This is a genomic window from Pigmentiphaga sp. H8 (assembly GCF_003854895.1).
In the GTDB taxonomy this organism is placed as follows: Bacteria; Pseudomonadota; Gammaproteobacteria; order Burkholderiales; family Burkholderiaceae_B; genus Pigmentiphaga.
Map to the genome: position 1 here is coordinate 4,358,131 of NZ_CP033966.1, position 13,948 is coordinate 4,372,078.

The 13,948-nt window shown below is 69.2% G+C and carries 13 protein-coding genes; 12 read left to right on the plus strand and 1 reads right to left on the minus strand.

Going from position 1 to position 13,948, the window contains the following annotated elements; genetic code table 11:
* Positions 1-6 precede the first annotated feature (6 nt).
* Positions 7-2,283, minus strand: coding sequence for an LPS-assembly protein LptD (locus EGT29_RS20560; RefSeq protein ID WP_124690719.1), 2,277 nt, complete (start codon positions 2,281-2,283; stop codon positions 7-9).
* A 167-nt stretch (positions 2,284-2,450) separates the two neighbouring features.
* Between EGT29_RS20560 and EGT29_RS20565 the strand changes: the two genes are divergently transcribed.
* The 12 genes from EGT29_RS20565 to ybgC all read left to right on the plus strand — a co-directional run bounded on the left by EGT29_RS20565 (position 2,451) and on the right by ybgC (position 13,905).
* Positions 2,451-3,530: an aminoglycoside phosphotransferase family protein gene (locus tag EGT29_RS20565; protein WP_124690720.1), complete on the plus strand. Its 1,080-nt coding sequence runs from the start codon at positions 2,451-2,453 to the stop codon at positions 3,528-3,530.
* Positions 3,530-4,207 (plus strand): N-acetylmuramate alpha-1-phosphate uridylyltransferase MurU, encoded by a 678-nt coding sequence (gene murU, locus EGT29_RS20570; RefSeq protein ID WP_124690721.1) that lies wholly within the window; start codon positions 3,530-3,532, stop codon positions 4,205-4,207. The genes EGT29_RS20565 and murU overlap by 1 nt, the downstream gene beginning before the upstream one ends.
* Before the next feature lie 33 nt (positions 4,208-4,240).
* The gene (locus EGT29_RS20575; protein ID WP_124690722.1) at positions 4,241-5,590 is read left to right on the plus strand and encodes an aminopeptidase P N-terminal domain-containing protein; all 1,350 of its coding nucleotides are present in this window, start codon (positions 4,241-4,243) and stop codon (positions 5,588-5,590) included.
* A gap of 7 nt (positions 5,591-5,597) precedes the next feature.
* Positions 5,598-6,776, plus strand: a complete 1,179-nt coding sequence (locus tag EGT29_RS20580; protein ID WP_124690723.1) for a UbiH/UbiF/VisC/COQ6 family ubiquinone biosynthesis hydroxylase — start codon at positions 5,598-5,600, stop codon at positions 6,774-6,776.
* Between the two features lie 100 nt (positions 6,777-6,876).
* Positions 6,877-7,878 carry a tRNA dihydrouridine synthase DusB gene (gene dusB, locus EGT29_RS20585; RefSeq protein WP_124690724.1) on the plus strand — a complete coding sequence of 334 codons (1,002 nt, stop codon included), beginning with the start codon at positions 6,877-6,879 and terminating at the stop codon, positions 7,876-7,878.
* A gap of 24 nt (positions 7,879-7,902) precedes the next feature.
* Positions 7,903-8,139, plus strand: coding sequence for a helix-turn-helix domain-containing protein (locus EGT29_RS20590; RefSeq protein ID WP_124690725.1), 237 nt, complete (start codon positions 7,903-7,905; stop codon positions 8,137-8,139).
* A 61-nt stretch (positions 8,140-8,200) separates the two neighbouring features.
* Complete coding sequence (gene purH / locus EGT29_RS20595) at positions 8,201-9,787, plus strand: bifunctional phosphoribosylaminoimidazolecarboxamide formyltransferase/IMP cyclohydrolase (protein ID WP_124690726.1); 1,587 nt, start codon at positions 8,201-8,203, stop codon at positions 9,785-9,787.
* 158 nt (positions 9,788-9,945) lie between these two features.
* Positions 9,946-10,494, plus strand: coding sequence for a crossover junction endodeoxyribonuclease RuvC (ruvC, locus tag EGT29_RS20600; protein ID WP_124690727.1), 549 nt, complete (start codon positions 9,946-9,948; stop codon positions 10,492-10,494).
* Between the two features lie 30 nt (positions 10,495-10,524).
* Positions 10,525-11,100: a Holliday junction branch migration protein RuvA gene (gene ruvA, locus EGT29_RS20605; RefSeq protein ID WP_124690728.1), complete on the plus strand. Its 576-nt coding sequence runs from the start codon at positions 10,525-10,527 to the stop codon at positions 11,098-11,100.
* 19 nt (positions 11,101-11,119) lie between these two features.
* Positions 11,120-11,767 (plus strand): glutathione S-transferase family protein, encoded by a 648-nt coding sequence (locus EGT29_RS20610; protein ID WP_124690729.1) that lies wholly within the window; start codon positions 11,120-11,122, stop codon positions 11,765-11,767.
* 70 nt (positions 11,768-11,837) lie between these two features.
* Positions 11,838-12,908 (plus strand): Holliday junction branch migration DNA helicase RuvB, encoded by a 1,071-nt coding sequence (gene ruvB, locus EGT29_RS20615; RefSeq protein ID WP_124690730.1) that lies wholly within the window; start codon positions 11,838-11,840, stop codon positions 12,906-12,908.
* Positions 12,909-13,467: 559 nt separating this feature from the next.
* Positions 13,468-13,905 (plus strand): tol-pal system-associated acyl-CoA thioesterase, encoded by a 438-nt coding sequence (gene ybgC, locus EGT29_RS20620; protein WP_238160152.1) that lies wholly within the window; start codon positions 13,468-13,470, stop codon positions 13,903-13,905.
* Positions 13,906-13,948: the final 43 nt, after the last annotated feature.

A 13,948-nucleotide genomic window follows, 5' to 3' on the forward strand; every position in this document is an offset into this window, starting at 1 on the left:
AAACCATCATTCGTACCTTTCGAACACCGTCCCTTTCTCAGGCGGCGGGTTGATTACCTGATAACCCGGGATGCTCCGGCGCAGCGTCGTCATCGGGCTCGCCCCGATGCCGCCGAATCCGGTCAGCTCGAGCTGGAAGAACATCGCGGTCGTGGCGTTGTCCTTGGCCACCGCGTAGCGCTGGCCGACCAGGCGGAAAGCCCAGCAGCACCCGCCGTTGTATTCGATCCCGGCCACCGCCTCGGCGATCCGGTTCTCGAGCAGCGAATAGTTGATGCGCCCGATGCCGAACCAGCGGGGGGCCAGCGGCCACTGGAAGGCGATGTCGATCAACTCCTGCCCCGGCACGCTGACCATCTCCCGCTTGTAGCGGTAGGCCAGCGATACCGTGCTGAGACGCTGCGGGCTCCAGCGCGCGCCGATCGTGGACCGGGTCACACGCTCGATCTTGGGATTGTATTGCACCGTCGTCTCGCCGCTGAGCGTGGACGTCAGCGCACCGTAGACCGACACCAGGAAGTCGGAACGGCCGTCGGAACTGGGCTCCTCGCCCGGCAGGGTGACCCGCTGGTCGCTGAAGTACAGCCGCTGGGCACCCATGATGCGCGCGCGCTCCACGCCGGTCTTGGGGTCGAGCCAGCGCGTGGTCAGCGCCGCGGTCAGCTGGTTGGCCTCGGCGATCCGGTCCCAGCCCGAATACAGATTCTCGGAGAATATCTGCGCGAAATTGAAGTCCGCCAGCGCCGTATCGTAGATGGGCAGGTTCGACTGGTTGCGGTACGGCACGCGCAGGTAGTAGAGGCGCGGCTCCAGGGTCTGGCGCGCCTCCCTGCCGAGCAGCGTGCTGTCGCGCTCGAAGATCAGGCCGGTGTCCAGCGACATGATGGGCACGGTACGGTTGGCGGTGTAGGACGCCGCCCCCTGGTAGGAGTCCGTGTTGTAGCGAGTGGAATGGATGCCGATCTTGGGGATGAAGAACCCGCCCGGCCGGATGATGGGATACGACACCGACGGATAGGCATAGGCGCGCGACCCGTTCACCAGCGTATTGCTGCGAAAGCGCGTGGCATCCGCGTCCATCCGCACGTCGAAGCCGTTCCAGTCGTAGCGCTGGCCGGTCAGGTGCAGTTGCGGCTCGCGGCCGTACGGCGGCACGATGGGCGCCAGCGGATCCTGCAGCGTCTGGTAGCTGATCACGCGGCCGTAGGCTTCCCAGTACCCCTGCTGCCAGTTCAGCGAGAACGAACGTTCCAGCGTCGCGGTCGAGGCCAGGCCCGTGCCCAGCACGGACAGGTCGCGGAAGTACGCGTCGTCGGACGCCTTGGACACGTTCCAGTTGAAGCCCAGGTTGGGCGTCAACTGCTGCCGGTGCTGCGAACTGAACAGATAGCGGTCGCGCTGCGCGACCCGGTCGTCGGGCAGGTAGCTCAGCCGCGTCACCCCGCTGAACGAAGGCTCCAGGTAGCGGAACTCGCCCGACAGTTGCAGCCCGCGGCGGGTCATGAACTTGGGCGTCAGCGTGGCATCGCGGTTGGGCGCGATGTTGAAGTAGTACGGAATCGAGAATTCCGGACCGCTCTTGCTGGTCAGGCCGAACGTGGGCGACAGGAAGCCCGACTTGCGCTCGTTGTTCAGCGGGAAGGAAATGATGGGCGAGGCCAGGATGGGGAAATCCTTGAAATAGAGCACCCCGCCATAGCCCACCCCGGTACCGGCGTCATAATCGAAGTCGGCCCGCCGGGCGCGAAGCTCCCAGTCAGGCGTCTCGCACGCGCACCCCGTATAGCGCACCCGGTCGGCGCGCACCCGGTTCTGTCCCAGCATGCGGATGCGCTCGGCCGAACCGCTGCCGCCGTTGAGTCCGAAAAAGAACCGGGCGTTGTCGATCTCGCCCGTGCCGCTGCTCATGTTGAGCTTGAGCCTCGGCCCCGTCAGCAGATTCCCCTCGCGGAACAGCCGCACGTTGCCCAGTGCTTCCAGTTCGTCCTCGACCTTGTCGTACTCGATGGTGTCGCCCTTCAGGATGGTGTCCTGGCGCCGCACCTGCGCGCTGCCCTCCAGCCGGAGCTTGTCCTGGTCCTCGGCCGTGAGCGTGTCGGCCTGCATGAACACCGGCAACTGGTCGGGATCGTAGGTGTGCTGGCGCAGGCCCGGCGACAGGCGCAGGCCAGGGCCGGATACCGGCCCGGCGCCGGCCTGGGATTCGGACGGACCGTCTTGCGCATAGGCCAGCGGCGCTACCGCAAATGCTGCAAACAGGCTGAACCACCGGATCAATCGCACGGGCCTCGAGGAATGAAAAAACGGAAAGTCGAAGAATACGCGAGCCGACGGCCGCGCGCGGTAAAAAAAGATAGCGGCCCGCGGCTTTTGGCGGGGGGCGCCGGGCCCCGCCGAAAAGGGGGCCGGGCTCGTTCCGGGAACCGATATCGGTCGGTATTATAGGAGGCATGAACGCCATTTCCGATCCAGCCGCCGGCCAGGCCGGCGCCGACCCCAGGCGGACCCAGGTCGCCGCCTGGCTGTCCGGCCTTCCCCAGCAGCTCCAGCTCGACCCTTCCACCCTCCAGCCGGCCTCCAGCGACGCCAGCTTCCGGCGGTATTTCCGGGTCGCCATGGGCCCGAGCACCGCGGTCGTGATGGACGCCCCGCCCGACAAGGAGGACTGCCGTCCCTTCCTCCACGTGGCGGGTCTGCTGCACGACGCCGGCGTGCACGTGCCGCGCGTGCTGGCGCAGGACCTGGGCCAGGGCTTCCTGCTGCTGTCGGACCTGGGGCGCAGCACCTACGTCGACTACCTGCGGGGCACGCCCACCCCGCACGATACGCACCGCATCTACATGGACGCGCTGGCGGCGCTGGTGAAGTTGCAACAAAGCGCAACCACCGACCTGGTGCGCTATGACAAGGCCCGCCTGGCGACGGAGCTCGAGCTGTTTCCGGACTGGTACGCCGCGCGCTACCGCGGCCAGCCCCTGGACGCGGCCGACCGGACCGCGCTCGACGCCGTGTTCGAAACGCTGATCGACGCCAATATGGCCCAGCCCTTCGTCCTGGTGCACCGCGACTACCACTCGCCCAACCTGATGCTGACCGACCTGCCGGCGGGCGGACCGGACTACGGCCCCAATCCCGGCGTCATCGACTTCCAGGATGCGGTGGTGGGCCCCATCACCTACGACCTGGCCTCGGTCCTGACCGATGCCCGTACCACCTGGGACGAACCGCAACAGCTCGACTGGGGCATCCGCTACTGGGAAATGGCGCGCAAGGCCGGCCTGCCGGTGGCGCCCGACTTCGCCGATTTCCATCGCGCCTACGAATGGATGGGGCTGCAGCGCAACCTGCGCATCCTGGGCGTCTTCGCCCGCCTGGCCCACCGCGACGGCAAGCTCGCCTACCTGGACCACATGCCCCGCGTCAATACCTACGTCCGGCAGGTGGCCAGCCGCTACCTGGCTTTCAAGCCGCTGATGAAACTGCTGGACAAGCTTGACGGCCAGACGTCCGCCACCGGATACACCTTCTGATGCGCGCCATGATCCTGGCGGCCGGTCGCGGCGAACGCATGCGGCCGCTGACCGACACCGTGCCCAAGCCGCTGCTGCCGGCGGGCGGCAAGCCGCTGATCGTCTGGCACATCGAGCGGCTGGCGCGGGCGGGAGTGCGCGACATCGTCGTCAACCATGCCTGGCTGGGCGCGCGCATCGAGCAAGCGCTGGGCGACGGCTCGCGCTGGGACGTGCGCCTGCGCTACTCGGCCGAGGCCACCGCGCTGGAGACGGCCGGCGGCATCCGCCAGGCCCTGCCCCTGCTGGGCAGCGACCCCTTCCTGGTGATCAACGGCGACATCTGGACCGACTGGGATCCCTCCCTGGCCCGCGCCGCGGCCGACGACCTGCCGCGGCACGGCCGCCTGGCCTGGCTGGTGCTGGTCGACAATCCCGTCCACCATCCCACGGGCGACTTCCGCCTGACGCCCGCCGGCCTGGTCCGGGACGGCGAACCTCGGCTGACCTTCGCCGGCATCGGCGTCTACCAGCCGGCATTGTTCGCCGGCCTGCCTGCGGGCGAGCCGGCCAGGCTGGCGCCCCTGCTGCGCGCCGCCATGGGCCGCGACCAGGTCGCCGGCATGCATCACGGCGGCCGCTGGACCGACGTGGGCACGCCGCAGCGCCTGGCCGAGCTCGACGCCAGCCTACAATAAACCCTGGTCATTCCCGCGCACGGATCCATCGCCATGAGCATTCCCGCCCCGGACCTCGCCCCCTTCGCCGCGCGCCGCCGGCGCGTGCTGGACACCATGCATGCCCGCGGCGGCGGCATCGCGATCCTGCCTACCTCGCGCGAACTCGTCCGCAACCGCGACGCCGAGTTCCCGTTCCGCTTCGACAGCGACTTCTTCTACCTGACCGGCTTTCCCGAGCCCGAGGCCTGGCTGGTCCTGATCGCCGGCACGGAAGACCGCAGCATCCTGTTCTGCCGCAGCAAGAACCTGGAACGCGAGATCTGGGACGGCTACCGCATCGGTCCCGACGCGGCCGCCGAGCAGTTCGGCTTCGACCGCGCGCTGCCGGTCGAGGCGCTGGCCGACGAACTGCCCAAGCTGATCGCCGACCAGCCGGCGCTGTTCGTGCCCATGGGCAGCGACCGCCTGTTCGACACCCACCTGCGCGGCTGGCTGGACCGGGTGCGCGCCATGGGCCGCTCCGGCGCCACCGCGCCCGCCAGCAGCTACGACCTGCGCGCCATCCTGGCGGAAATGCGCCTGGTCAAGGACGCCTTCGAGATCGAGACCATGCGCCGCGCGGGCGCCATCTCGGCGGGCGCCCACGTGCGCGCCATGCGGGCGTCGCGGCCGGGCCTGCACGAATACGAGATCGAAGCCGAGCTGCTGCACGAATTCCGCCGCCACGGCTCGCAGGCCGTGGCCTACAACTCCATTGTCGCCACCGGCCACAACGCCTGCGTGCTGCACTATCGCGCCGGGGATGCCGAACTGAAGGACGGCGACCTGCTGCTGATCGACGCCGGCTGCGAACTGGACGGCTACGCCTCGGACATCACCCGCACCTTTCCCGTCAACGGCCGCTTCAGCGGTCCGCAGCGCGCGCTGTACGACCTGGTGCAGGAAGCACAGAACGCCGCCGCCGCCCTGACCCGCCCCGGCGCGCGCTGGAACGAGGGCCACGACGCCGCGGTCCGCGTGCTGGCGCAGGGCATGATCGACGAAGGCCTGCTGACGGGCACCCTGGACGGCGTGCTGGAGTCCCAGCAGTACGCCCGCTTCTACATGCACCGCACCGGCCACTGGCTGGGCATGGACGTGCACGACGTGGGCGACTACCGCGAGCCGGGCACGGCGCCGGCCGCGGACGAACCCCGCCCGTGGCGCGAACTGCGGCCGGGCATGGTGCTCACCATCGAGCCCGGCATCTACGTCCGCCCGGCCGCCGACGTGCCCGAGCGGTTCTGGGACATCGGCATCCGCATCGAGGACGACGCCGTCGTGACCGAATCCGGCTGCGACCTGATCACCCGCGGCGTGCCCGTTGCCGCCGACGAGATCGAAGCCCTGATGCGGGGCTGACGCGGGTATGCACGCGGACGTCACCATCCTGGGCGGCGGCCCCGTCGGGGCCACGCTGGCGCTGCTCCTGGCCCGCGCCGCCGCCCGGCCCGAACGCATCGTGCTGTGCCGCCCCCGGCGCCCCGCCGTCGCCTCCGCCAGCGCGGCGACCGATCCGCGCTCGATGGCGCTCAACCATGGCAGCCGGGTGCTGCTGGCGTCGCTGGACGCCTGGCCGGACGGCGGCGCCGACATCCTGCACGTCCATGTCTCGCAGAAGGGCCGCCTGGGCCGCACCCATATCTCGCACAGTGACTTCGGCGTGCCGGCGCTGGGCACGGTCGTACCCTATCCGGCCATCGTCGAAGCCCTGGACGCCGCGCTGGCGCTTTCGGGCATCACCGTTCGCGCAGGCGAGCCCGCCGCCATCCTGCGCCAGGAAGGCGACGCCGCCGTGATCGGCCAGGAAGGCCAGGAATGGGCCACCCGGGCCTGCGTCCACGCCGAAGGCGGCACCTTCGACCACCAGGCCCGCAACGACCTGCACCGCGACTACGGCCAGCATGCGGTCCTGGCCATCGTCCGCGCCAGCCGTCCGCGTCCGGGCTGGGCCTGGGAACGTTTCACCACCGAGGGCCCGCTGGCCCTGCTCCCCTACCCCGCCGGGCCGGCCCACAACGCCGGCCGCTACGCCCTGGTCTGGTGCTGCCGCCCCGGCCATGCCGAGCGCCTGGCGGCCCTGGACGACGGCGCCTTCGCCGAGGCCCTGGGACAGACATTCGGCACCCGGCTGGGCAGCTTCGCCGCCGCCGGTCCGCGCCACCGCTACCCGCTGGGCATCAACCTGCGCCGTCACGTGGTCGACGGCAACGCCGTCGCCATCGGCAACGCCGCCCAGACCCTGCACCCGGTGGCCGGCCAGGGCATGAACCTCGGCCTGCGCGACGCCGCTCGGCTGGCCGAAAGCCTCGCCCCCCTGCTGCGCGATCCGTCCGCCGGCGCCGCGCCGTTGCTGGCGGCCTACGCCCGCGCCCGCGGGGCCGACCGCTGGCTGACCAGCGGCCTGACCGATTTCATGCCGCGCATCTTCACGACCGGCCTGGCCCCCGTCGAACATGCCTGCGGCCTGGCCCTGCTGGGCCTGGACGTATCGCGCACGCTGCGCGGACCGCTGGCGCGACAATTGATGGAGGGGCTGCGGGCCTGATCGCCGCGGCGCCCCGACAGCGGTACAATCCCCGCCTTCCTCGGACATTTTGCCTCACGCGCCGCATCCCCGATGAACAGGGCTGACGGCGCATTCAGTCATGCGCATCGGCCCCTACGACCTTCCGAACAACGTTTTCGTCGCTCCCATGGCAGGCGTGACGGATCGTCCGTTCCGCCAGCTGTGCAAGCGGCTGGGCGCCGGCCATGCCGTGTCCGAGATGGCCGCCAGCAATCCGCGGCTGTGGAACAGCGTCAAGACCTCGCGCCGCCTGGACCATGAAGGCGAAAGCGATCCCATCGCCGTGCAGATCGCCGGCAGCGATCCCGAAATGATGGCGCAGGCCGCCGTCTTCAACGTCGGCAAGGGCGCCCGCATCATCGACATCAACATGGGCTGTCCGGCCAAGAAGGTCTGCAACGTGGCCGCCGGCTCGGCCCTGCTGCGCGACGAGGACCTGGTCGCCCGCATCCTGGAGGCCGTCGTGCGCGCCTGCGAGCCGCTGGGCGTGCCCGTCACGCTCAAGACCCGCACCGGCTGGCGCCGGGCCGACCGCAACGTGCTGCGGGTCGCGCAGCGCGCGCAGGACATCGGCATCGCGGCCCTGGCCCTGCACGGCCGCACCCGCGAGGACCTCTACATGGGCGAGGCGGAATACGAGACCATCGCCGCGGTCAAGGCCGAGCTCGCCATTCCCGTCATCGCCAACGGCGACATCGACTCGCCCGAAAAGGCGCGGCGCGTGCTGGATGCAACCGGCGCCGACGCCGTCATGATCGGCCGGGCGGCCCAGGGCCGGCCCTGGCTGTTCCGGGAAATCGACCATTATCTGCGCACCGGAACCCGCCTGCCCGCTCCCACGCAGGCGGAAATGCGCGAACTGCTGCTGCAGCACCTCGACGACCACTACCGTTTCTACGGCGAATACACGGGCGTGCGGACCGCGCGCAAGCATATCGGCTGGTATCTGGGCTCGCTGCCGGGAGGGCCGCAGTTCTGTGCGCAGCTGAATTTGATAGAAAACACGCGCGACCAATGGCAGGCGGTGGCCGACTGGTTCGATCACCCGATCGACACGCCAGCCTCGCGGCTGGCCGCCTAGATCGCGCATCAAGGAAACAACCCAATGAAAGAACATACGCTTGAAGAGTGCGTACGCCACACCCTGGACCGCTACTTCAAGGATCTCGAAGGCGAGACGACCAGCGGCATCTGGGACATGGTGCTGACGGCCGTCGAGCGCCCCATGCTGGAGGTCGTGCTGGAGAAGGCCGACCGCAACCAATCGCGCGCCGCCGAGATGCTGGGCATCAACCGCAATACCCTGCGCAAGAAGCTCGACCACTATCAGATCAAGCTCTGACCCGGCCCCTTTATCCCCATTGTCCCGTGCCGGCCCTGGCACGCCATTCTGCCCCACACCCATGAAAATCGAACGCGCGCTTCTTTCCGTTTCCGACAAATCCGGCATCGTCGACTTCGCCAGGGCCTTGCACGACCGCGGCGTGCAGTTGCTGTCCACCGGCGGCACGGCCAAGCTGCTGGCCCAGGCCGGCCTGCCCGTGCAGGAAGTCTCCGACTACACCGGCTTTCCCGAGATGATGGACGGCCGCGTCAAGACGCTGCATCCGAAGATCCACGGCGGCCTGCTGGCCCGCCGCGACGCCCAGGCGCACCTGGACGCCATCGCCGGCCACGGCATCGGCCGCATCGACCTGCTGGTGGTGAACCTCTATCCCTTCCGCGAGACCGTCGCCAAGCCCGACTGCACCTTCGCCGACGCCGTCGAGAACATCGACATCGGCGGGCCGGCCATGCTGCGCGCCGCGGCCAAGAACCACGGCACCGAAGCGGGCGGCGTCACGGTCGTCATCGATCCGGCCGACTACGCCCAGGTGTTGAAGGAAATGGATGCCACCGGCGCCACGTCCTACGCCCTGCGCCTGAACCTGGCCAAGAAGGTGTTCGCCCATACCGCCTCGTACGACGGCGCGATCGCCAACTACCTGACCAGCCTGACCGACGCGCCGGCCCAGGAGGCCGTGCCGGCGCGCGAGGCCTATCCCGAGATCCTGAGCTTCCAGGCCGCCAAGAGCCAGGCCATGCGCTACGGCGAGAACCCGCACCAGTCCGCGGCCTTCTATCGCGACACCGCGCCGGCCGCCGGCCTGCTGGCCAACTACCGCCAGTTGCAGGGCAAGGAGCTTTCCTACAACAACATCGCCGACGCCGATGCCGCCTGGGAATGCGTGCGCACCTTCGACGCGCCGGCCTGCGTCATCGTCAAGCACGCCAACCCGTGCGGCGTGGCGGTGTCGACCGACGCGCTCCACGCCTACCAGCAGGCGTTCAAGACCGATCCCACGTCCGCCTTCGGCGGCATCATCGCCTTCAACCGCCCCGTGGACGCCGCCACCGCGCAGGCGGTCAGCAAGCAGTTCGTCGAAGTGCTGCTGGCCCCCGCCTACGAGGCCGGCGCGCTGGAGATCTTCGCCGCCAAGCAGAACGTGCGCCTGCTCGAAATCCCGATGGGCGACGGCGTGAACGCCTTCGACGTCAAGCGCGTGGGCGGCGGCTGGCTGGTGCAGCAGCCCGATTCGTTCAACGTCGCGCGCGACCAGCTCAAGGTCGTCACCAAGGTCGCACCCACCGAGGCCCAGATGGACGACCTGCTGTTCGCCTGGAAGGTGGCCAAGTTCGTCAAGTCCAACGCCATCGTGTTCGTGGGCGGCGGCATGACGCTGGGCATGGGCGCCGGCCAGATGAGCCGCGTCGACTCCGCCCGCATCGCCTCGATCAAGGCCGAGAACGCCGGCCTGTCGCTCAAGGGTTCGGCCGTGGCCTCCGATGCCTTCTTCCCGTTCCGCGACGGCCTGGACGTGGTCGTGGACGCGGGCGCGAGCTGCGTCATCCAGCCCGGCGGCAGCATGCGGGACGCGGAGGTCATCGCGGCGGCCGACGAACGCGGCATCGCGATGGTGCTCACGGGCACCCGCCACTTCCGCCACTAGAGATGGCCCCCCCCTACGCGCTGACGCGCGCCCGGCATGGTGAGCCCCCAGCCGCTACGCGACAGCCCCCCGAGGGGGCCGGGACCCGCCTTGGGGCGGCGCTGGCGGACCGGCGGAGCCGGATCCTCGGCGCCCTGGATCCGGGGTAGGCTGACGTTATGCGTATTCTTGGGGTGGATCCGGGGTTGCGGCGTACGGGGTTCGGCGTGATCGAATCGGAGGGGCCGCGGCTGCGCTATGTCGCCAGCGGGACCATCGTGGTGCCCGCCGACGACGACCTGTCGGCGCGGCTCAAGATCATCCTGGACAACCTGCGGCAGGTCGTGCGCGACACCGCGCCCGATTTCGCCGCCGTCGAGAAGGTCTTCGTCAACACCAACCCCGCCTCGACGCTGCTGCTGGGCCAGGCGCGCGGCGCGGCGCTGTGCGCGCTGGCCGACACCGGACTGCTGGTGCACGAATACACTGCGCTGCAGATCAAGAAATCGGTGGTCGGCACCGGACGCGCCGCCAAGACCCAGGTGCAGTCCATGGTGCAACATTTGCTGGCGCTGGACGGCGCCCCCGCGGCCGATGCCGCCGACGCGCTGGCCTGCGCCATCTGCCATGCGCACGTCTCGCCCATGGCCGACCGCCTGCGCGAACACGGCAGCCATCCCGCCTTCGCCCGCCGCGGTACCCGGCTGCGGGCCGGAAGATTAGTATGACGCGCGAAGACAAGTCGCCAAGGTGAATTCATGATCGGACGCCTGACCGGAACGCTGGTCGAGAAACAACCGCCCACCGTCTGCCTGGACGTGAACGGCGTGGGCTATGAACTGGACGTGCCGATGAGCACGCTGTATTCCCTGCCCGAACTCGGGGCCCGGGTGACGCTGCTCACCCACCTGGCCATACGCGAGGATGCCCACGTGCTGTACGGTTTCGGCACCGCGGCCGAACGCGTCACCTTCCGCGAACTCATCAAGGTCAGCGGCGTAGGCGCCAAGATCGCGCTGGCCGTGCTGTCGGGCATGACGGTAGCCGAGCTGTCGCAGGCCGTCACCCTGCAGGAGGCCGGCCGCCTGACCCGCGTGCCGGGCATAGGCAAGAAGACGGCCGAACGGCTGCTGCTGGAACTCAAGGGCAAGCTGGGCGCCGACCTGGGGGCCGCGGCCGGCCACGTGGTGGCCGACGGCCAGACCGACATTCTCAACGCGCTCGTGGCGCTGGGCTATTCCGAACGCGAGGCCGTGGCCTCGGTGAAGAACCTGCCGGCCGGCGTGGGCGTCTCGGAAGGCATCAAGCAGGCGCTCAAGGCGCTGGCCCGCTAGGCGCGCCGACGGAGGCCGCATGCTCAGGATCTGGGGACGGCGCAACTCGTTCAATGTGCAGAAGGTGCTCTGGTTCGCGAACGAACTGGGGCTGGCCTACGAACACATCCCCGCCGGCGGCGAGCATGGCCTGATCGACACGCCGGAATTCCGCGCGCTGAACCCCCACGGCAGGGTGCCGGTCATCGACGACGACGGCGCCGTGGTCTGGGAATCCCACACCATTCTGCGCTACCTGGCGGCCCGCCATGGCGCACCGGACTTCTGGCCGGCCGACCCGGCCGCCCGCTCGCAGGCCGAACGCTGGATGGACTGGGCCCACACCTCGCTGCAACCCGCCTTCCTGACCGGCGTGTTCTGGGGCTACTACCGGACGCCCGAGCCCTTGCGCGACCCCGACCGGATCCGCGCCCGCGTCGAGGAATGCGCCGGCTATTTCCGCCTGCTGGATGCGCGGCTGGCGAACCAGCCCTTTCTGGGCGGCGAGCAACTGACCCTGGCCGACATTCCCGCCGGCACGGCGCTGTACCGCTATTTCGGCCTGGACATCGCCCGGCCCGACGTACCCCACGTCAGGGCCTGGTACCAGCGGCTGCAGCAGCGCGCGCCCTATCGCGAGCACGTCATGGTGCCCTTCGGCGAACTGTACGGACGGCTGGACTACTAAGCCGGCGGCGGCGCCCGCAGCCCGGCGCGGAACGGGCTAACATACCCGCAGTTCAAGGCAGAATACCCCCATGGCGATCCAGCCCGACAAGCTTTCCATCCGAGACGACGCCCCCGACATGCGGGTGATCTCTCCACGCGCCTCGTCCCCCAACGAAGAGGCCATCGAACGCGCGCTGCGCCCCAAGGCGCTCGACGAATACGTCGGCCAGCGCCGCATCCGCGAACAGCTCGAGATCTTCATCGCCGCCGCGCGCAAGCGCCAGGAATCGCTGGACCACGTCCTGCTGTTCGGCCCGCCGGGCCTGGGCAAGACCACGCTGGCCCACATCGTCGCGCGCGAGATGGGCGTCCAGCTGCGCCAGACCTCCGGACCGGTGCTGGAGCGGCCGGGCGATCTCGCGGCCCTGCTGACCAATCTCGAACGCAACGACGTCCTCTTCATCGACGAGATCCACCGCCTGTCCCCGGTGGTCGAGGAAATCCTGTACCCCGCGCTGGAAGACTTCCAGATCGACATCCTGATCGGCGAAGGCCCCGCCGCCCGCAGCGTCAAGCTCGACCTGCAGCCCTTCACGCTGGTCGGCGCCACCACCCGCGCGGGCATGCTGACCAACCCGCTGCGCGACCGCTTCGGCATCATCGCGCGCCTGGAGTTCTACACCGCCGACGAGCTGTCCTCCATCGTGACCCGCAGCGCCGGCCTGCTCAACGCCGCCATCGCCGAGGACGGCGCCCGCGAGATCGCGCGCCGTTCGCGCGGCACGCCCCGCATCGCCAACCGGCTGCTGCGGCGGGTGCGCGACTACGCCGAGGTCAAGGCCGGCGGCCGCATCACCGGCGAAGTCGCCCACGCCGCCCTGTCCATGCTGGACGTCGACCCGGCCGGCCTGGACATCATGGACCGCAAGCTGCTGGAAGCCATCGTCTACAAGTTCGACGGCGGCCCCGTGGGCCTGGACAGCCTGTCCGCCGCCATCGGCGAGGAACGCGACACCATCGAGGACGTGATCGAGCCCTACCTGATCCAGCACGGCTACGTCCAACGCACCCCGCGCGGCCGCATCGCCACCCAGGGCACCTATCGCCACCTGGGCCTGACCCCGCCCACGCAAACCGGTGGCGATCTGTTTTCCAGTTGATACGGAAATGATCGAGGCAGACCCAGGATGCGGCGGATCCGGCGGTCCACCCGCATCGCCCCCGGGACCCGGCGCCGGGCCGCCCCAAGGCGGGTCCCGGCCCCCTTGGGGGGCTGCCGCGTAGCGGCTGGGGGCTCACCATACTGGGCGCGCGTCAGCGCGTAGGGGGGTACAAAAACAAAACCCGTGCTGGGCATCCCCCAGGTCACGGGTTCGACTGTGCAGGGCACAGTTGACATCAAGTCGGACGAGATCATGAACGGCGTCGATGACGCGGCCATGACAGCTCGGTGCAGAATCGCCCGACCTGTAAAAGAAGGGTGGAAGCGTCGATAACCCGGACGGCGCCACCCACGCACCCGAAGCCGCACAGGCTTGCAATCAACGCTTCCTGGCGTCTGACGGCCCTGGCGCGCTAAAGTTTCCCGCTTTACAAGCCGTCACATTTGGCACAATGCCCGCATGGTGGCCGGATGCCCCGGACCGGCGGGTTGTTTACAATTTCGCCCCAGGGGCTTCATCGGCCTCAGCTCGCCAGACTCGTCCAAGGTTCCGCCTCGTGCTCCAACCCGCCAGTGAAGATTTCCGGTTTCCGATCCGGGTCTACTACGAAGATACCGACGCCGGCGGCGTGGTCTACTACGCCAACTACCTCAAGTTCTTCGAACGCGCCCGCACCGAGTGGCTGCGCGCGCTGGGCGTCGAACAGCGGGCGCTGGCGGACCTGACCGGCTGCATCTTCGTCGTGCGCGGCATCGACACCCAGTATCGGCGGCCCGCCGCCCTGGACGACAGCCTGACGATACGCAGCCAGGTCTCCCGCCTGGGCAAGGCCTCCATCGATTTCCTGCAGTTTTGCGAGCGCGGCGATGAACTGCTCGCGACCGGCAAGGTCCAGGTAGGATGCGTCGATCGCGCGACGCTGCGGCCGCGCGCGCTGCCGCCCGATCTCGTCCGGGCGCTCGCGCCGCTCGCGGCGGAACCCGCAACCGATTAACCCCGACATCAACCCTTCAGGCATCCTCTTTCGCCCCCCCAAA